This is a genomic window from Labrys okinawensis (assembly GCF_002982075.1).
Lineage (GTDB): Bacteria > Pseudomonadota > Alphaproteobacteria > Rhizobiales > Labraceae > Labrys > Labrys okinawensis_A.
In genome coordinates this window covers 383,669-402,567 of record NZ_PUEJ01000003.1, presented here as the reverse complement: position 1 = coordinate 402,567, position 18,899 = coordinate 383,669, and the positions used below count along the sequence as shown (strand labels likewise).

Sequence of the window (18,899 nt, the reverse complement as noted above, 5' to 3'; positions counted from 1 at the left end):
CTGATCTGGAGATCGGCACACCGCGTTCGATCGCCCGTTCCAACCAGGCTGGCACATGGGAATGCGCCCTGCCGGCCGCTTGCCTCCCTTTCCCCTCAATCCCCGAGATCGATCGGCTTCAGTGTGGGATAGAGATCGCCGGGGCCTGGATTTTCAGCCGGAGAGCGGCCGCCGAGATGGGTCATCACGCCCCACACCGCATTGAGCGCCGTCTGCACCGCGCCTTCGACCCAGGCCGGCGTCCAGCTCACGCCATCGCCGGCCATGAAGATGCCGCGCTGGCTCTCAGGCAGGTCTGCCTGCATGAAATGGCCGTACATGCGGTGATTGTAGCGATAATGCCCCGGCAGCGCGCCCTTGAAGGCGCCGAGGAAGTTCTCGTCCGCTTCCCAGCTCACGCAGATCGGCGAGCCGATGATGTGGCTGGCGATATCGAGCCCGGGATAGATCTTGCCGAGGGCGGAGAGGGCGAGCTCCACCCGCCGCTCGGCCGGCAGCGGCAGCACCTTCAGCGCATCCGTCATCCAGGAATAGGACAGGCAGATCACGCCCGGCCTGTCGTCGCCATTGTCGAACAGATAGGTGCCGCGGGTGATGCGGTCGGTCAGCGTCATCGACATCAAATCGCGGCCGGTGGCCGGGTCCTTGTCCTTCCAGAAGGGGCGGTCGACCATGATGAAGGTCTTGGCCGCCTGCATGTAGCGGGTGCGGTCGAGCGCCATCCATAATTTCTGATCGAACAGGCTCTCCTCGGCGGCGATCGAGGTGGTGAGCAGATGGCTCTGGCAGGTGACGACCACCGCCTCGTAATCGTCGCGATTGCCCCATTGATCCGTCACGGCAAAGCCGCCCTTGCCGTTATGGGCGATCGCCTGCGCCCGCCCCCTGGTGGCGCCGGCGTTGAGCCCGGCCAGCGTGGTGCCGGCCGGCCAATGCGCCAGCTTTTCCGGCGCCTTGGACCAGATGCCCTGCGCCACCTGCTCGACCCCGCCGACGACATAGCGCTGCTCGTCGTCGAAGGCGCCGAGATTGACGCGCAGGATCTCCAGCATCGAATTGGGGAAATCCGAATCCCAGCCGCCGGTGCCGAAGCCGACCTGCCCGAACACCTCGCGATGGCGGAAGGAGAGCTTGCGGAAGGCCTGCGACGACACCACGAAATCATAGAAGGTGCGCTCGTCCCAATCGCGCACGATCGGATCCCACAGCTCCTTGATGCGCCTGGCATCGCGCGCCTGCATCGCCGCTTGCAGCGCGGAGAACTGGGCCCCCTCCTCCAGGGCCTGGTGATAGGCGTCGGCGACCTCGCGGTAGAGCGGGGGCAGGTCGTCCAGCGTGCGGGCATAGAGGGTCTCGCCCTCCAGATCGATCACGGTGGAGCCGGCCGCCGGCGTGAGCGGATTGGGAAAGGGCCGCGTCTCCAGGCCGAGCTTGTCGACATAATGATAGAAGCCGCGCGAAGAGACCGGGAAACGCATGCCGCCGAGCTCGGCGATGATGCCGTCCGCGCCCTCGAAACGCTGCGAGCGCAGCCGCCCGCCGAGCCGAGCCGATTCATAGAGCACCGGCCGCAAGCCCAGGCGCATCAGCTCATAGCCCGCCACCAGCCCGGCCGCTCCCGCCCCGATGATGGCGACGCGCTTGCCATGCTTGTCGGCCGGCACGGCGCCGAGCCCGGCCGGATGGGCCAGCCACGCGTCATAGGCAAACGGAAAATCCGGCCCGAAGGCGCTGATGGCATCGGAGGGGTCGTTCGGCATGGTTGTTTCCCTGCTGGCATGATGGGCGCCGGAAAGGCGCGCGCCATCATGCGCGAGGCAGGGGAATAGGGGAAGTAGGGTGATTTGGGGAGGGGTGGTGTGCCCAGCGCTCCAAGTTCAAGGCCGCGTGGTTAGAACGCGCTCCAGCACTGTCATCTTGATTTTTGCGCCTCACCCGTGAAGCGTGATCCAATAACCTCTTGCCTTCAACTAAGGAAGGCACCTTGGAATTTCCCAAGCAAATGATCTCTTTGCACATCGAAGAAAAATTCTACGACAGATTTTTGATTATTACGAAAAACGCAATTCAAAAAATCACATACCGACTCCCTTAATTTATTAACATCAGAATAAGATACAGAAACCTCCAAAAATTCCACCTCAAATAAATCCAATATATAGATAATATCTTTTATTTTAAAAAAAATTTGCTCAGAATCATCTGAATAAATGGAGTCAACGCATTCGAATTCAATTATTTCTTTGATAAAATCATTCTTCTCGTAATTCTTAATCAAAATTGAATATATTACGTCTGACTCATCTAGGAATTCCAGATTATATACTATCTCATTTTTCATCTTTAAATTCCCTTGAAGTTACAAGAACTCCATGAACTCTCCAGTATTCTCGTTGTAGCGAAGACATCTTCCGCCGGGATCGAATACGCCTACAACATTTACACACCTCGGGTTTACGTATGATTTCCATGTCGATTGAGGATTTCCAACAATAGATGTAACAAGAGCGAGACCTTTTACGTTAGCACAAGTCGGCTTATTGCGATCTGGATCGAGAGGACCCCACTTCGGCTCATTTCGAGAATTGTGCTTTTGATAGGCGCGCCCTGCCTTTGTAAACATATTTCGATCTGGAAGCTGAGATGCAGCTATTATTGTTGCCGCATTTGCTGGAAAGCGGCCCGCAAGCCCTAGCAATTACGGTGACAGTGCATTCTATTCTGACCCGCCCACCCGACTGACGCCAACTACCCTTCCTTGGGCTTAGGCCCGCGTTTCCCCAATCTCACCTCGCGGCCCGTCAATACCCTGATGCGATCGATGAAGGCATCGTCGCCAAGCGGGCGCCCAACACTCTGCGCCCGGCGGACACGGTTGAACATCGCCTCATCCACATTATCGAGCAGATCGGAGAAATCGGCGACACGCTGGCGAACCGGCGCAAGGCTGGTGATACCGTCTTCCTGTCCCAGAAGATGGGCCCGCGTGCTGGCCCAGCGCCAATCCCGAGCTCGTTCCAAAGGCCGACCCGAACCGGATTGAGACAGACATAGCGCACCGCGTGCAGGAGATGCGCCTCATCCATGGCAACCGCGCCATAGCGCCCCTGCCAAAAATGCCCCGTCCGCTTCTCACGCGCATGGACATGGCCGGCATAGCACCGATGGGTTGGCGAAGGCCCGCCGCAGGCCATCCGGATCAGGCGGCACGAGAATGAGATGCACGTGGTTGGGCATCAGGCACCAGGCCCACACCTCGACGCCTGCAACTTGGCAATGGATGTAGCTGCCACGTCCGCGATTGGCTGCTCGCCTATAACTACGCCAAGCAACTCAGGGCGCTACACTTCAGGACACCGATCGAGGCACTCAAACACATTAGCGCCAAAAACCCGAACTGTTCGTTCGTTCACCAACCCATGACATGCTGGGACTAAACACCTAAAGCCCCTTTACCGCCCAATTGGTGGATTTTCAGGATGTTGAATTCTTTCCCACTGAGTGCCATCAAAGCGTAGAATATCCTTCTGCCCCATCACCCACAAAGCACCATCCACAGCATCAATTTGACTTACATCTTCGATGCCAGGCGTTAAACTCGAATGAACACGCTGGAAATGTTTACCATCGTACATAAACAAATCGCGAGGTTGAGAGATACTGCTTAAGTATATTATTCTATCAAATATAGCTATGGAAGAGAATGCATGTATACCGGCGTTCGATATAATACGAAATCCTTCATCGGCATTTCCCACCATAAGTAAACCGCCGCGTCCACAGACCCATACCTTACTATGGCTTTCAGCGACAATTCCTGTCAGTGATTCTGAGAAATCACCTGCGATCTTCCGCATTACCGAGCCGTTCCAATGGAAAAAGGCCCCTTTTGCTCCGCAAAGATAAATATCATCCTCCGACAGTCCATAGACACGGGTAAGCATGGTATTTCGGGCTCGGAGTTCTCCCTTCCGTCTGAACTCCGTGGCTTCAGATGTATTTTCCTCAAATAACTTGAACAACTTGTCCCAGCCTCCAGCGGGATCGAGGGCCTCTTCCGCCCAATCTGACGAAGCATAGGGATCAAAAATCGACGTATCTAGCGGACTCCATAACCCGTCAGCTTCCCTTCTGAAATTCTGCCCGCCATCCCCGACGACATAGAGTCGATCTCCGATCTGCCGCATATTGAGCGATCGCCCCATGCGGTATTTTCTTTTGAAGTCAGACACCTGTTCGGGGGTTACAGTGTACTCGCGAGCATATTCATCGTCGACATTTCGGACTTCACCCGAACCGGAGAGAATATACATGACTCGGAATTCAACCGATGGAGCTTTGAACAAGGCGAGGCTCTCAGTCGAGAAATCATAATTTCTAAACGACCAATCTCCGTTGTTATATTGACAAAGCCGCGTAAAAGCCGAACCAACTTCATTCCCATCCGGCACAGCTGCGATATAAAGAATATCCTTAGATACAGCGCGCATTCGCGAGAAAGTCAGCGGGGGTGAGGAAGCTGTTGCGATCATGTAGATACCCTCGCATCAATGTCTGGATTACGGTGACAGTGCATTCTATTCTGACCCGCCCACCCGACCGGTGCCAACTACCCTTCCTTGGGTTTAGGCCCGCGTTTCCCCGATCTCACCTCGCGGCCCGTCAATACCCTGATGCGGTCGATGAAGGCATCGTCGCCAAGCGGGCGCCCAACACTCTGCGCCCGGCGGACACGGTTGAACATCGCCTCATCCACATTATCGAGCAGATCGGAGAAATCGGCGACACGCTGGCGAACCGGCGCAAGGCTGGTGATACCGTCTTCCTGTCCCAGAAGATGGGCCCGCGTGCTGGCCCAGCGCCAATCCCGAGCTCGTTCCAAAGGCCGACCCGAACCGGATTGAGACAGACATAGCGCACCGCGTGCAGGAGATGCTCCTCATCCATGGCAACCGCGCCATAGCGCCCCTGCCAAAAATGCCCCGTCCGCTTCTCACGCGCATGGACATGGCCGGCATAGCGCCGATGGGTTGGCGAAGGCCCGCCGCAGGCCATCCGGATCAGGCGGCACGAGAATGAGATGCACGTGGTTGGGCATCAAACACCAAACTCACACCTCGACGCCGGCAGCCTGGCAATGGACCGTATGGCAGTCGCGGTAGAAGACATAATCCTCGACACCAAAGAAAGTGCGCCACCATCCATTGCCCCACTGGGTGACATGATAAGGCAGACCGGGAACCACGATACGTAAAAGCTGAGCCATCAAGGTAGGATGGAGCCGAACTTGGTGCAGGCAATAGAGTGAACTGTGTAACAGCTAAGATTGCTGATCCCATCTTCCTAACCGGGAGATGAACTCGCGCCAATCCAGGGGCAGTCGTCGACGAAAACCCTCACGATGTAGAGCACGCAGTGAACCAGATGCTGTAAAAAGTTCCGTCCACCCCAAGCCTGTAATTTAGTCCTGATGTCCTTCAGAAGCCACCAGCCTGTCACTGGCGCGTCAATGGACCAACAGGGCGAATAACTTCAAGACGTCCAAACGGGAAGGCTGGGGGATCTGGGGGAGTCAAGCGAGTAAGATTAAACCGAGACAGCCCGCAGATCATTGCAAGATGTTCGACGATCTTGGTCCGATGTAAGTGCTCTACGTCTTGAGATCCACCTAATTGAAGGACCGGAGCGTAACCATAAATCTCGCCAGGCTCTAACTTACCCAGAGTCGCGAGCGCTTCATCAAAATCATCTCTATCCGAATTTATAAAAGATGTCATCGGGGTTTGCACAAGTATATTATCATCCAACCTCTCTCCTGTACTTAAATCCAAATAATATTCATCTGGAGGAGAATAAATTGTGGAAGTAAGAAAATCTATTCCTATAATCCGCCTTGTCTTATCCCATACCTCCAGAGAGCCGAACGCGGAATAACCAACTGTGGTCATATCTTCTGCATTATACTCTGGATCTCCCTCAAAGAGCGTTCTTAGTATAGGCTGTAAGAGCGCTGGGTCGCAGAACCAAAAGAAGCCATTCAAATAGGATCCTCTACCGTGATCGCGCCAAAATTTAAGAATTGTTTCCGGAACTTTATCAACAAACTTAGAAATTTCTTTATCAGAGACTTTTGTAGCCTGCTCGGGGCTCCCGAAATTATCTAATAGGTAGGAGAGCATATCTGATTTCGACATCTAAATCTCCAATTTTTCTTTATGTATAGTTCGAGTTCAGGGCAGGATTACCATCGCACGTCGACAAACGCACGTCCATCTTACAACGATTTTCTCTCATCTCCGCTGCGTAAGCCTTTAGCTCCTGCTGACGACTGGACGAAAATGGCATCCAACTATCACTTTGGTTCCAGGCGGACCCAATAGATGAGTTGATATTGGTATTTCCCATATCTGCAATGTCGGTGGGATCACCACCAGCTACCATATCCAAACGGTGAAGTGCGGCCAAACTATTAATGTGCTCAATCCATTTCGTAGCGCCATATTGTTGCGTGTAACGAGCCTGATTTGCTCTGATATAGGCCAACTTGGCCGCCGCTTGATACGACTTCGCGCTCGCCCGCAATGCTTTTTTGTCAGCGGCACTCAGCTGATCGAACCGGTCGATATCATTATAAGCGTCAGCGGCAGTCTTCCCATTGAGAGCATCTTGCTGCAATTTTAATTGGTGATTGTATTCTTCCCAGTCATAATGCTTCCGATCGAAGCATATTCTCTTAGTATAGCATTTCCTGCTAGTTCTGACGTTTGGCGTTGGAAAAGGAGGGCGCGGATCCGGTTGGGGTCTGGGATCCGGATCCGGTTCGGGGGGGTTGTCGTGTTCCGGCACTACGGTTCCCGAGGGGCGAAGGGGCCGTAGGTAATCCGGTAACATGTTCTCGACGTCTTCCGGATTTAGAGGTTGAAAAGGAGCAATATCAACAGGCCCCGGACCAATCCGGCGTCCCATGTTACCAAGGCTCTCACCAAGAGGCGCAACCCGACCGAGTGTTCCCATACCGCCTCCACCGCCCGGCAGCACCATCGTTCCGCTTTGGCCGAACAGGAAGGGAGTCACCGCCTGTGCATATTGCTGACCTGGTCGAACGGGGTCTGGCAGCGCATCACTGTAGACACCCGGCGTGTCGGTTGGCGTTGGCGGCAGTACCGAAGCGCTGGCCGGTCGGTACGCATTGGGATCGTCGACATAGCTGAGCTTACCGATGGTATTGCGCTTGTTCATCCACCATTCGTCAGTATGGCGGACCACGCCATGCCCTTCGAAACGAACAGTTTCTGACCAGGTCTTGGGTTCACAAATACTATTGTGTGTTCGGGAGAGAATGCCTCCGTCGGTGCCCTTTTCGTCCCCGTAACACTTGGTGATGAGCGATTTGGCGGTGTGGGAACGCATGCTGGTTTGGAAGACGCTGGTGGTGGTGTTGGCGTCGTCGGACTGATACGCGTAGATGTTGTAGGGAACCGGAACTGAGGCGCTTCCGACCGGCGTCAAACAGACATCCGGATAGATCGAGATGAGGAGCCCCTCGCCCGTAACCCGACTGCCTTCTAGAGGAATGTCTGCTGTCTTGAGGTGCAGGGCTTCCAGACCCTGGATGGCCTTCTGAGGCTTCTCCGAAGATGGATCAATGCTCATGTTGAGGCCTCTTCCAAGCCGGCCTCGCCAATCGACGGCAAATCAGGCAGCACCGGGTGACCAAGGCGCACCAGTTTGATGTCGATCCTCAAGAATTGGGGACAGGTGACAATCCAACCCCGCCAAGTGAGGTCGACTTGCCAGGGAGGCTCCCCACGCATGTCGATATAGACGCCATCGAGATTAAGCCGTGCGACAACCTCTCGTTCATCGCGCCATAGGAAGCGTGCCACCGGAACGACATCTGGCAAGACGAATGTGAGTGAAGGCTGATCCGCCGTGAGTCTATGCAATTGCACTCGTTCCGCGCCGTTGAGATATCCATCCCAGATCAGGTTCGGATGGGCACATTGATAGAAATGATAGTCAAAGTCCTCAGGCAAGCGGGGGTGTCTCTCTCGCTTCCAGATCTCGTCGTAAGTCCCCACATAACGCTGGCGCCAGGCCCACCAGGGTGGCACAGGAGCAGTGCCCTGAGGTTCGGGCGCTTTGAAAGGAGATTCGACAGGGGCACTCTCGCTGTCAATCGCGGGAGCAGGAAAACTCTCACCATGGGTGCGCAGATCCGGATGCAGCAGGCCACACCCACGTGGATTGCGTAAATCCACCTCATGCCGCCGTGCCCCGATCACTTCGCCGCCAGCGGCCAATGCATAATCAAGCGGGACCTGCGCGAGAGAAGCTGTCGTCGTCAATTGCCAGTGATGGCCTGATGCGGCGTGAGGATCGGCACCGCGAGAAATCCCCTGCCAATCCCGCTTTGTCGCAATCCATTCGCGTTCTCCATGGCAGTGCAGCAAATAACTCTTGTTGGCTATTGTCACGCCAAATTGCCAAGCCGTATCATATTGCTCGGGGGCATAGGCATGCCCGAGAACTGTGATATCGGTCGCCGGTTTGAACGGAACGAGGTCGGAGACTTTCACAAGTTGGGACGTCTGGGCCGGCCCCTCATATTCATCCGCCAGTACGATGGCTTGTTTGTCGGCAATGTGCAGCGAGCCGTCGCTATCGAGCTTAAATGAGCCACGGATAGCGATTACTGCCATGGGATCGCCATCTCGGTGGATTTGCTCAAAAGCGATTGCCGCAAAGGGGCTATTATTTTCTCCGAGCATGAGGTTCACCGATTATGGTCGATCGGATGGCCTATCACCTGCACGTGCCCGCTCGCTTCAAAATGAAACTGCGTGCCCAGAATAACGACATGACCATTCTTGTTCATTACAAGCTTTGACGCCCCGCACTGGATGATGAACTGCTCACCCACCTCGATAGTCTTGGTGTGTCCGACCTTCTCCATGGCGACCTTACCAACCGTTGTAACTTTGGCCATTCCCACCTGCTCGGTAGCCACCGCCCCAACGTTGGTGTTTTTGATCGCTCCGACGAGCTGGCTGTAAACTCCGCCGGGGACGAGCGAGCCGAGCGTGCCGAGCAGGGACGCGCCCGCGCCCGACATGGGTGCGCCTCCGAGCGAAGCAAAAGTAGCGGGAGCCAGCGAACCCAGCGAGCCTAGGGCCCGGTCGAAACCGCCGGAGGCGACCCCCAATATGGAACCGGCAAGGGACGTTGCATGGCTGGCCGGTGTCCCGAATGTCCCAGCGAGACTGGCCTGACCGGATGCGGTATCCGATGATGACGCGCCACCATCGGCTTGGCCGGCGATCGCCATGGCCTGCTGCAGCATGCCGGCGCTTTGGCCCATCAGGCCGGCGAGCGGCGCCAGGAGGGCAGCCGCCCCGGCGCCCGTGGTCGCCCCCACCACCTGGTTCAGCCCGCCGCCGACCTGATGGTTCATGTTGGCGCCCACGGTGAGCTGGTGCTGCTGGCCGTAGCTGTGCAGCGCACTGGCATCCACCGTGTGGATCTGGTTGTTGAGCACTTTGCTCGTCATGTCCTTCTGGGCGTGCAGGTGGAAATTCTCCTGGCCCGGCGCGTCCTCGAAGGAGAATTCGTTGAACTTGGTCGGGTCCTTCGACTTGTAGGTATTGGAGCGGAAGATGCTCTTGGTCTTGTGCTCGGGCAGCTGGTAGGGCACGTTTTGCGCGGCATTCGGCACCAGCGCGGTGATGATCGGCCTGTCGGGGTCGCCGCCGAGATAGGAAACGATCGCTTCCATACCCACGCGCGGGATGATCTGGCCGCCCCAATTGCCGCCGCCCCAGTTCTGCGCCACCCGGATCCAGCAGGTGTCGGTGCCGTCCTTCTTGGCGCGGCGGTCCCAGGGGAACCACACCTTCACCCGCCCATATTTGTCGGGGTGGATCTCCTCGCCCGGCGGGCCGGCGATGATGGCGATGTCGGTGCCGTCGATGCGCGGGCGCGGCGTCGAGCGATGGGGCGTGGCCGGCACCCGGCTCGGCAGGGCCATGAAGCGGTTGGAATAGTCCGGATCCCCTTCATTGGTCTCATAGGAGCGGTCGCGCGCCACATGCACGATCTGGAAGGTGACATGCTCCTCGTAGCTATTGCCGGGATTGGCGACGTCATAGGGCTTGAAGCGCCGGCCGGGCGAGAGCGTGCGGATGGTGGACGCGCCTTCGATGCGTTCGTAATCGGCCTCGGCCGCCTGCATCCTCAGCTTGGACTGGCGCTCGACCCGGTCATTGGCGATGCCTTCGGAGGCGCTGTCCGAGCCATAGCCGCCGACCATGGGATATTCATAGAGCTCATAAGCCTCGTTGCCCGGCAGCGAGACCAGGCTCGGCGTCTCGCCCGAGGGCACGGAGCCGGGGGTAAGGAAGTTCCAGTCTCCCGCCGAGCGCTTGCCGGGCACATAGGTGAAGCTGCGCTCGAACTTGGTGAGATGGTTGCGGTCGGTCGAGCCCATGGCGAGGCGCACGTCGGTTTCCGGCCCGCTGGTATAGCCCGAGACATGCGAGGCGATATGCATGACATGTTTGGCGGCGACCGAGCCGGCCGAACCGCCCTCATGCTCGAACCAGAAGAACAGCCCGTCCTCCTCCAGCCGGCGCAGGAGATAGGCAAGGTCCGTCTCGTTATACTGCACCGAATAATGCTGGGGCTTGGGCTCGGGGATGACGCCCGAGGTCACCGGCGCGATCAGCTTGTGCTCGGACAGGAGCGTGCGGGCGACGTCGAGCGAGCTCTTGTCCTGCCAGATCCGGCAATCCGAGCGCTGGCTCATCAGCCAGTGCTGGGGCCGGATCTCGAGGCTGTAGGCTCTGAGGCCCCGCGTCACCGGCGGCCCCTCGACCAGGCGCACCACCAGCCCGTTCCAGGTGCGCCGCTCGCCCTGGCCGAGCTCGAGGGAGACGTCGACCAGCTTGCCGACAATCTCGTTCGGCTTGATGTCCGTCTTCTTGGACCGCACCGCGACATGAAGCGTGAACAGGTCGTTCACCGCCTCGCGCATCTCCGCACGTTCGGGCAGCAGCACGTCGGCGCCCAAAGGCGTCTCGATGCGCAGGATGCGTTCGGCCTGGATATAGGATGCTGAGCTGGCGTCGCCGTCCATCGAATGCAATTCCTGATCTGATGCTTGGATACAAACCTCACGCTCGGCGGGGAGGATCGCCCTCCCGGCCGTCGAAGCACTCGCTTAAGATCCTGCCCCGTATTCGGGTGCAAAGCGCCGCATGAAATCGTCAGCGAGCGTCTTGACGTTGAACTGCCGCAATATCTCCAGGCGTCTCGTCTTGGAGTTGTAATAGGCGGCGGCGATGAGATTTTCGTCTCCATACTGGATGAAAGGCACCGCAGCATTAGTCTGCAGAATTACACCGGGCGCCGGGTCTTCTCCCAAATAATCAATAAATCCGAGAGGAATCTTCTTCGCAGTACTGCTGAAAAGGTTGGCGTTGAAGGCGTTGTATTTCCCGACATAATCGAGCGACAGGGTCAACTCGCCCGTCGCACGGGTGGTGATCTGCTGGCCTGGCATAATCCATTCTTCGGCCAGTTCCCTGAACCCCGGCAGACCCGGCAATTTGCGTCCCTTGAAATAGACGTCTTCGACCCGGGCCAGGGTGATCACGCGCCGTAGGCCATGCACATGCTTCACGCCGGCAACCTTGAGCCCCTTCACTTTCTGGCTAGGGGCGACCATGTCGAACAGCGGGCTACTGGTGAATTTTTCTTCGACGATGAGATGCTGGGGTGTGAGAGAGACCTTTCGAACGCCATCCTGGAATCCCATCGTGCTACCCCTTCGCTGATTGAAGCCTGTGTCGGTGGCGCCTCGGCCGAGAAATTCGAGGCATGAAAGAACGAACTGGACGCCAGCCGCGAGCGGCCGGCGTCCAGCATGGAGAAACGCTTAGGCGGCCTTCGTGGTGGCCAGATCGTAGGTGGCGATCGTCGGCGAGCCCGAGGTGTTGTCCTCGTTGTAGGGGGTGTACTTCACCTGCATCTTGGTGAAGTTCAGCCGGATCGTCTCGACCGGGCGGTCGCCGTTGGAATCGACCGAATAATTGGCGATCAGCGTGTTGGTCAGCGTGTATTCGATATAGGTGTTGCCGGGGCTGCCGGTGGACACCAGATGGATCACCGCCGTCTTGCCGGTGCGGCCCGAGCAGGCTTCCTGGAACAGCCGGGTGGAGGAGGAATCGCTGACCTTGGTCAGGATCACTTCCGAAATCGTCGGCTCGGAGGCTTCACGGTTGGCGGCGGAACCCGCCGAGGTATTCATGTTGCGCGAAACGTTCCAGTGAATGGCTTCGATATCCATCCACTTCTTGTGCTGTTCCTGGGTGGCGTCGCCCTGGATACCATCGAGCTGCAGATAAATCGGCATACTACTTCTCTCCTGTTCGAAGTTGAATCGGCTTAAGACAGGTCAAGGCGCTCGCGCCTTTCTGGGTCGTACCGCATCCGAATGAGCCTTCTTGCCATTCGAGGCTGCTTTATCCGCCGGCCGTCTCTCCGGCCCGGCGAATTCCTTGGCGGCCACCGCCGGCCCAGCGGCAATGCTGAAACGGTGGCCGTCAAATCCGATCTCGATCCGCGCCGCCTTGCGCCCGGCGGCGACCTGATCGAGGAAAAAGGTGGACAGGTCCGGCAGGAGTTCGCGCGCAATCATCGCCTCGATGGCGCGCGCGCCCATCTCGCTGGTGCCGGCACGGGCGACCAGGGCCTCGCGCGCCTGGGCCAGCAGGGCCACCTCGCTGCCATAGCTCGCCGCGACGCGGTCCCGGATCCGCCCGATCTGGATGTCGACGATGCCCGACAGCGCCTCCCTGCCGAGCGGCATGAAGGGCAGGATGGTGGTGCGGCCGAGGAAAGCGGGCTTGAACTGCTTCTGCAGTTCGCCGAGCAGCATCCCCTCCAGCGCCTCGCCTTCGGGCATGGTGTCGGGATCGGCCGCCAGCGTGGCCAGCAACTCCGAGCCGGTATTGGCGGTCATCACGATGGTGGTGTTCTTGAAATCGATGTCGCGGCCTTCGCCGTCGCGCAGCGTGCCCTTGTCGAAGACCTGGTAGAAGATCTCCTGGACGCCGGGATGGGCCTTGTCGATCTCGTCGAGCAGCAGCACGCCATAGGGCCGGCGCCGCACGGCTTCGGTCAGGACGCCGCCTTCGCCATAGCCGACATAGCCGGGCGGCGAGCCCAGGAGCATGGAGATCTTATGCTCCTCCTTGAATTCCGACATGTTGATGGTGGTCAGGTATTGGCTGCCGCCATAGAGCAGGTCGGCGAGCGCCAGCGCCGTCTCGGTCTTGCCGGTGCCGGACATGCCGACGAACAGGAACACGGCCGGCGGCCGGCGCGGATCGTTGAGCCCTGCCCGGGCCGTGCGCATCGCCGAGGCGACGCGGCCGATGGCGCCGTCCTGGCCGATGACGCGCTCCTTGAGGCGAGCCTCCAGCGTCTTGACCGCCTCGATCTGGTCGGTCAGCAGTTTGCCCACCGGAATACCGGTCCAGCGCGCCACCAGGGCAGCGATCACTTCGCGGTCGACGGCACGCGGCAGCAGGGGCGCCTCGCCGACCAGTTCGGCGAGACTGCCTTCGGCCGCCGACAACGCAGCGCGGACGCTTTCGCGGGTACCGGGCTGTTCGGGGAAAGGCGCGACCTTGCCATCTTCGCCGCCCGGCGCCGACGGCTCGCCCGCTTCATTTTCACCCGACAGGATCGCCTCCAGCCGATCGGCTTCCTCCACCAGGCGCGCCTCGGCCTCGAAACGCGCCTCGAGCCCCTCGATTTCGCCGGCGATCGCCGCGAGCCGCTCGTCGATGCGCCTGCGCCGTTCCAGGCCCTCCGCGCTCTCCGGCTCCTTGGCGAGCCAGGCGGCCTCGACCTCCAGCAAATCGCGCTCGCCCCGCAAGGACCGGATCGCCTCCGGAACGGCCTGCCGCCCCAGGGAAACCGCCGCCGCAGCTGTGTCGATCAGGCTGATCGCCTTGTCGGGCAACTGGCGGGCCGGAATGTAACGTGCGGACAATTGTACCGCCGCGGCCAGCGCCTCGTCGCGGATGCGAACCTTATGATGCGACCGGAAGGCACCGGCGACGCCGCGCAGCATCCGAATCGCGGTTTCTTCGTCGGGCTCGTCGACCTTCACCGTCTGGAAACGACGGGTCAGCGCCGCATCGCGTTCGATGAAACGCTTATATTCGCCCCAGGTCGTGGCGGCGATGGTGCGCAGCTCGCCACGCGCTAGCGAGGGTTTGAGAATATTGGCGGCATCGCCCTGCCCGGCCTGGCCGCCGGCCCCGATCAGGCTGTGCGCCTCGTCGATGAACAGGATGATCGGCACCGGCGAGGCCTTGACCGCATCCACCACGCCGTGGAGCCGGCGCTCGAATTCCCCTTTCACGCCCGCTCCGGCCTGCAGGAGGCTGAGATCGAGCGACAGCAGGCGGACGTCCTTCAGCAGAGCCGGCACGTTGCCGGCTGCGATCTCCAGGGCCAGCGCCTCGGCGATCGCCGTCTTGCCGACCCCGGCCTCGCCAACCAGGATCGGGTTGTTTTGCCGGCGGCGCATCAAGACGTCGATAACCTGGCGCAATTCGCGGTCGCGCCCGATCACCGGATCGATTCGCCCGGAACGGGCATCCGCCGTCATGTCCTGGGTGTAAAGCCGCAGGAAATCGCTCTCGCCGGCGGCAACCCCGGCCGGCGGCGTTCCGGCGGGAGCCGGATCCGCCTCCCCCGTCTTGAGATCGGCAAGCGCCGCTTCGACGGCCTTGAGGTCGATGTCGCGCAGGCTCGGCGCCGTGGCCCGCGCCACGATGCGGAGATTCTGCTCGGTGGCCAGCGCCACCAGGAGATCACCGAATTCCACGCGGCTGCGCCCGAACTGCAGCGAGGCCACCAGCCACGCCTCGCGAGCCAGCGCCAGCACATTCTGCGACAAGGTCAGCTGCGCCTGGCTGTCCCGCGACAGATCGGCAATGGCCATGTCGAGTTCGCGCCTGAGCGCTTCGACGCCGATCCCTGCCTGTTCGAATCGCGCCACCAGGCCGGGGGCCTGGACGAGGCCGCTCAGCCAATGCACCACCTCCACGGTGGGGTTTGCGTTGCGCGCGGCAATGGATGCAGCTGTCTCAAGAGCGACACGCAGCTCCGGTCCCAACATCCTGACAAGTTGGTTGAGATCGATATTCGGCATCCACGAATTCCACGTAGGTTTTTCTGCTCACACGCCAATGCGCCGTAACGTCAAGTGAGTTAAGCAGGATTCCTATTTTTCGTCTATAGAGCTATTATTACAAAAGCCAAGATACTGGTACACCACTGCGAGTCTAGCCTGAAATTGGAGGTACAATAGTACATGACATTTTGATGACAATTGCACGACGTGATTCATATGATTCTTCATCGATTGGAAAACTGTAGAGTAATACCGTATTCCGTCATTAATTCATCATACCGGCTGTGGCATTGACATTACTGTACCTTTGGAAACAGAATGCTTGAGCCTTTGGAAGCAGACTGCCATCGGGATGTGTCAGGAGTTTAAAGCTTGGGGCCGCTGTGCTGATGGATTTAAGGGAGATCATCTCTCCAATTGGGCAGGATAACCCATGCGGGGAGAATATTCGGGTAACTCCCAAATATCAGGAAAAGTATTATCGGATTAAGGATGCTCGCAATGCTGCTCGAAGCGTCGAGCGCGGCGCGTCTCCGAATGACAATATTCGGCTTACACCGGCCTGGCATGAGGTCAACGAACTAGGTCTGCAGATCTTGTCGTCCAACAGCAAGGATATCGAAATCCTTGCTTGGCTTGCCGAGGCGCAGCTCAGGCTGCGTGGATTCGAGGGCCTGCAGGACAGCTTCACCGCCATGATGTCGCTTTTGGACAATTATTGGGAAGAGCTGCACTCCATTGGCGACGACGATATCGAGGAACGGCTGGCTCCCCTCGCCGGCCTCAATGGCGTCAATGGCGAAGGCTCGCTGATCCAGGCGATTCGCCTGACCTCGCTGGTGCCCAATGGCGGCTTCGCCCAGCACTCGCTGTGGGACTATCAGCTCGCCCAGCGGGCCGGAGAGACCGAGCGACGTGACCTCCTGCACGAAGCGGCGGCGGAGGCGGGAATGGCCGCCATGGCGGCCCATCTGGCTGTCGTCAACGACTGCATCGCCTCCTTCACCAAACTGGCGGCGGTCCTGACCGAACGCTGCGGGGACCGGGCACCGCCAAGCTCCAACACCCGCAACGTGCTGCAGGAGGTCGCCGCTGCCATCCGCGACCTCACCGGTCTCGGCGCGGAAGAAGATGTTACGGCGCCGGGCACTGGGGCCGAAGTCCAGGCGCCCAACGCCGATAGCGCCGCTCCGGCACCGTCAGCGCCGCGCCCCCTCACTCCCGGCAGCATCGGTTCACGTGAGGAAGCTTTCGAAATTCTGCTCGCCGTCGCCCGTCATTTCCGACGGACGGAACCGCATTCGCCGATTTCCTTAGCCATCGAAACTCTGGTGCGCAGAGGGCGCATGGACTTTTCCGAACTGCTGGCCGAGCTCCTGCCCGAGGCGCAGACGCGCAACGCCGTCCTGACCGCGGCCGGGATCCAGGCCAAGACCGAAAAACGGGACAATTGAGAGGCTCCCCGGTGCCGGGGCGTGGATTGAAGCCTTCCCCGCCCCGGGGCGCCTCCCGTTCCGAACGACGCAAGAAACCGATCAGCGTGCCAATTTTATCAACGTGCCCCCGGCACAGACAGGAAGACCAAGATGGAAAGCGTTCACGCCAAGCTCGAAAGGGTGCGCAAGCCCCGAGTCCACATCAAGTACGAAGTCGAAACCGAAGGGGCGATGGTCGTCAAGGAGCTGCCCTTCGTCGTCGGCGTGCTCGGCGATTTCTCCGGCAACCCCACCCAGCCGCTCAAGCCTTTCGGCGAGCGCAAATTCGTGCAGATCGATCGCGACAATTTCGACGACGTCATGCGCCGCATGACGCCCGGCCTCAACATCGCGGTCGAGAACACCCTCGCCGATGACGGGACCGACCTCGCCGTCAATCTCAAATTCGAGAGCATGGAAGATTTCGAGCCGGGCGCGATCGTCAACCAGGTGCCGGCGCTCAAGGCCCTGCTCGACGCCCGCAACCAGCTGCGCGACCTGATGAGCAAGGCCGATCGTTCCGAGGACCTGGAGCGGCTGCTCGAAAACATTCTGCAGAACCAGTCCGACATCAAGCAACTGGTCGGCGAACTCGGCGGCAACAAGAAGGACGGCTCGGCGAACTGACGCCGCAGCGATACGAGGATCGAGCCATGAATGCGAAGACCCAAGCCCAGCGCGACGTCGTCGTCGAAACGACTGCGGAAGAGAGCCTGCTCTCCAAGGTGGTGTCGGCCACGCGCCAGACCGAGCCGGACCGCGCCCAGGACCTGCTGCGCACGCTGACCGACCAGGCCCTCAAGGGCACGGTGGTCTACGACCGCAACCTGACGGTGACGCTCAACAACGCCATCGCCGCCATCGACAAGACGATCTCGCGCCAGCTCGCGGCGATCATGCAGTCGCCCGAATTCACCAAACTCGAGGGCGCCTGGCGCGGCCTGAACTATCTGGTGAAGAACTCGGAGACCAGCGTCAATCTGAAGATCCGGGTGCTCAACGCCTCCAAGCGCGATCTCGCCAGGGACCTGTCCAAGGCCGTCGAGTTCGACCAGTCGCGCCTGTTCAAGTCGATCTATGAGGACGAATTCGGCACGCCCGGCGGCGAGCCGATGGGCGCGATCATCGGCGATTACGAGTTCGACAACTCCTTCGACGACGTCCAGTTGCTCCAGGGCCTGTCCTCGATCGCGGCGGCGGCCTTCGCGCCCTTCATCTCGGCCGCGAGCCCGCGCATGTTCGGCTTCGAGGATTATCGCGAACTGGCGCGCCCGCGCGATCTGGAAAAGATCTTCGAGACGGTGGAATATGCCAAATGGCGTTCGCTGCGCGAAAGCGACGATTCGCGCTTCGTCACCCTGGCTCTGCCGCGCGTGCTCGCCCGCATGCCCTATGGGCCCAAGACGCATCCCATCGACGAATTCGGCTATGATGAGACCGGCGATTCCAAGACCGGCGAACTCCCGCACAACAACTATTGCTGGATGAACGCAGCCTATGTGATGGGCACGCGCCTGACCGAGGCCTTCGCCAAATATGGCTGGTGCACCGCCATCCGCGGCGCCGAGAATGGCGGGAAGGTGGAGAACCTGCCGATGCACATCTTCTCCAGCGACGACGGCGACCTCGATCTCAAATGCCCGACCGAGGTCGGCATCACCGACCGGCGCGACGCCGAACTCGGCAAGCTCGGCTTCCTGCCGCTGTGCCATTACAAGAACACCGATTATGCCGTGTTCTTCGGTGCCCAGACCGCCCACAAGCCCAAGCTCTACGACCGGCCCGAGGCGAATGCCAACGCCGCAGTCTCGGCCCGCCTGCCCTACATGATGGCGACCTCGCGCTTCGCCCACTATCTCAAGGTCATGGGCCGCGACAAGATCGGCTCCTTCATGGAAGCCAAGGATTGCGAAGCCTGGCTCAATCGCTGGATCTCCAACTACGTCAACGCCAATGACGAAGCCGGCGAGGAAACCCGGGCGCGCTATCCGCTGCGCGATGCCAAGGTGACGGTACAGGAAGTTCCGGGCAAGCCGGGCTCCTACAATGCCGTGGCCTGGATGCGCCCCTGGCTGCAGATGGAGGAATTGACGACCTCGCTGCGCATGGTTGCTCGCATTCCCGCCAAGAACTGATCTGGCGAAATAGTCAGTGAGCCGTGCCGCCGGCCCGCCCGGCGGCACTGTCGGCTTCCTTTGGAAGCCATATCCGAC

Annotated in this window: 16 protein-coding genes; 3 read left to right on the top strand and 13 right to left on the bottom strand. The window is 59.5% G+C overall.

The window, feature by feature from the left end; translation table 11 throughout:
• Nucleotides 1–95 precede the first annotated feature (95 nt).
• From C5L14_RS08950 to tssH, 13 genes are all read right to left on the bottom strand, one after another.
• Nucleotides 96–1,760, bottom strand: coding sequence for a flavin monoamine oxidase family protein (locus C5L14_RS08950; RefSeq protein WP_105861682.1), 1,665 nt, complete (start codon nt 1,758–1,760; stop codon nt 96–98).
• A 206-nt stretch (nt 1,761–1,966) separates the two neighbouring features.
• Nucleotides 1,967–2,341, bottom strand: coding sequence for a hypothetical protein (locus C5L14_RS08945; RefSeq protein WP_105861681.1), 375 nt, complete (start codon nt 2,339–2,341; stop codon nt 1,967–1,969).
• Nucleotides 2,342–2,748: 407 nt separating this feature from the next.
• Complete coding sequence (locus tag C5L14_RS30620; protein WP_245443316.1) at nt 2,749–3,021, bottom strand: hypothetical protein; 273 nt, start codon at nt 3,019–3,021, stop codon at nt 2,749–2,751.
• A 431-nt stretch (nt 3,022–3,452) separates the two neighbouring features.
• Entirely contained in the window at nt 3,453–4,532 is a 1,080-nt protein-coding gene (locus C5L14_RS29940; RefSeq protein WP_146126868.1) for a hypothetical protein, read from the bottom strand.
• A gap of 77 nt (nt 4,533–4,609) precedes the next feature.
• On the bottom strand, nt 4,610–4,882 hold the full coding sequence (locus tag C5L14_RS30615) for a hypothetical protein (protein ID WP_245443315.1): 273 nt from the start codon (nt 4,880–4,882) through the stop codon (nt 4,610–4,612).
• Between the two features lie 228 nt (nt 4,883–5,110).
• Nucleotides 5,111–5,266: a hypothetical protein gene (locus C5L14_RS30610; RefSeq protein ID WP_245443314.1), complete on the bottom strand. Its 156-nt coding sequence runs from the start codon at nt 5,264–5,266 to the stop codon at nt 5,111–5,113.
• A 229-nt stretch (nt 5,267–5,495) separates the two neighbouring features.
• Nucleotides 5,496–6,194, bottom strand: coding sequence for a GAD-like domain-containing protein (locus tag C5L14_RS08930; protein WP_105861680.1), 699 nt, complete (start codon nt 6,192–6,194; stop codon nt 5,496–5,498).
• 19 nt (nt 6,195–6,213) lie between these two features.
• On the bottom strand, nt 6,214–7,653 hold the full coding sequence (locus tag C5L14_RS08925; RefSeq protein WP_105861679.1) for a PAAR-like domain-containing protein: 1,440 nt from the start codon (nt 7,651–7,653) through the stop codon (nt 6,214–6,216).
• On the bottom strand, nt 7,650–8,771 hold the full coding sequence (locus tag C5L14_RS08920) for a DUF2169 family type VI secretion system accessory protein (protein WP_105861678.1): 1,122 nt from the start codon (nt 8,769–8,771) through the stop codon (nt 7,650–7,652). The genes C5L14_RS08925 and C5L14_RS08920 overlap by 4 nt, the downstream gene beginning before the upstream one ends.
• A 5-nt stretch (nt 8,772–8,776) precedes the next feature.
• Nucleotides 8,777–11,134 carry a type VI secretion system tip protein TssI/VgrG gene (gene tssI, locus C5L14_RS08915; RefSeq protein ID WP_105861677.1) on the bottom strand — a complete coding sequence of 786 codons (2,358 nt, stop codon included), beginning with the start codon at nt 11,132–11,134 and terminating at the stop codon, nt 8,777–8,779.
• An 84-nt stretch (nt 11,135–11,218) separates the two neighbouring features.
• A complete protein-coding gene (locus C5L14_RS08910) occupies nt 11,219–11,815 on the bottom strand; it encodes a hypothetical protein (RefSeq protein WP_105861676.1) in 597 nt (198 codons plus the stop codon).
• A gap of 120 nt (nt 11,816–11,935) precedes the next feature.
• Nucleotides 11,936–12,412 (bottom strand): Hcp family type VI secretion system effector, encoded by a 477-nt coding sequence (locus tag C5L14_RS08905; protein ID WP_105861675.1) that lies wholly within the window; start codon nt 12,410–12,412, stop codon nt 11,936–11,938.
• 42 nt (nt 12,413–12,454) lie between these two features.
• Nucleotides 12,455–15,229, bottom strand: a complete 2,775-nt coding sequence (gene tssH / locus C5L14_RS08900) for a type VI secretion system ATPase TssH (protein WP_105861674.1) — start codon at nt 15,227–15,229, stop codon at nt 12,455–12,457.
• Between the two features lie 371 nt (nt 15,230–15,600).
• On the opposite strand from tssH, the gene tssA reads away from it, so the two are divergent.
• The 3 genes from tssA (at nt 15,601) to tssC (ending at nt 18,821) form a co-directional block, all read left to right on the top strand.
• Nucleotides 15,601–16,665, top strand: coding sequence for a type VI secretion system protein TssA (gene tssA / locus C5L14_RS08895; protein ID WP_105861673.1), 1,065 nt, complete (start codon nt 15,601–15,603; stop codon nt 16,663–16,665).
• A gap of 132 nt (nt 16,666–16,797) precedes the next feature.
• Nucleotides 16,798–17,313 carry a type VI secretion system contractile sheath small subunit gene (tssB, locus tag C5L14_RS08890; protein WP_068288619.1) on the top strand — a complete coding sequence of 172 codons (516 nt, stop codon included), beginning with the start codon at nt 16,798–16,800 and terminating at the stop codon, nt 17,311–17,313.
• Nucleotides 17,314–17,339: 26 nt separating this feature from the next.
• Nucleotides 17,340–18,821, top strand: a complete 1,482-nt coding sequence (tssC, locus tag C5L14_RS08885; RefSeq protein ID WP_105861672.1) for a type VI secretion system contractile sheath large subunit — start codon at nt 17,340–17,342, stop codon at nt 18,819–18,821.
• The last annotated feature ends 78 nt before the right edge of the window (nt 18,822–18,899 follow it).

Excerpts from the sequence above, each read along its gene's own strand:
- C5L14_RS08950 (WP_105861682.1), bottom strand. The coding sequence starts at position 1,760 with ATGCCGAACGACCCCTCCGATGCCATCAGCGCCTTCGGGCCGGATTTT.
- C5L14_RS08945 (WP_105861681.1), bottom strand. The coding sequence starts at position 2,341 with ATGAAAAATGAGATAGTATATAATCTGGAATTCCTAGATGAGTCAGAC.
- C5L14_RS29940 (WP_146126868.1), bottom strand. The coding sequence starts at position 4,532 with ATGATCGCAACAGCTTCCTCACCCCCGCTGACTTTCTCGCGAATGCGC.
- C5L14_RS30610 (WP_245443314.1), bottom strand. The coding sequence starts at position 5,266 with ATGGCTCAGCTTTTACGTATCGTGGTTCCCGGTCTGCCTTATCATGTC.
- C5L14_RS08930 (WP_105861680.1), bottom strand. The coding sequence starts at position 6,194 with ATGTCGAAATCAGATATGCTCTCCTACCTATTAGATAATTTCGGGAGC.
- C5L14_RS08925 (WP_105861679.1), bottom strand. The coding sequence starts at position 7,653 with ATGAGCATTGATCCATCTTCGGAGAAGCCTCAGAAGGCCATCCAGGGT.
- C5L14_RS08920 (WP_105861678.1), bottom strand. The coding sequence starts at position 8,771 with ATGCTCGGAGAAAATAATAGCCCCTTTGCGGCAATCGCTTTTGAGCAA.
- tssI (WP_105861677.1), bottom strand. The coding sequence starts at position 11,134 with ATGGACGGCGACGCCAGCTCAGCATCCTATATCCAGGCCGAACGCATC.
- C5L14_RS08910 (WP_105861676.1), bottom strand. The coding sequence starts at position 11,815 with ATGGGATTCCAGGATGGCGTTCGAAAGGTCTCTCTCACACCCCAGCAT.
- C5L14_RS08905 (WP_105861675.1), bottom strand. The coding sequence starts at position 12,412 with ATGCCGATTTATCTGCAGCTCGATGGTATCCAGGGCGACGCCACCCAG.
- tssH (WP_105861674.1), bottom strand. The coding sequence starts at position 15,229 with ATGCCGAATATCGATCTCAACCAACTTGTCAGGATGTTGGGACCGGAG.
- tssA (WP_105861673.1), top strand. The coding sequence starts at position 15,601 with ATGGATTTAAGGGAGATCATCTCTCCAATTGGGCAGGATAACCCATGC.
- tssB (WP_068288619.1), top strand. The coding sequence starts at position 16,798 with ATGGAAAGCGTTCACGCCAAGCTCGAAAGGGTGCGCAAGCCCCGAGTC.
- tssC (WP_105861672.1), top strand. The coding sequence starts at position 17,340 with ATGAATGCGAAGACCCAAGCCCAGCGCGACGTCGTCGTCGAAACGACT.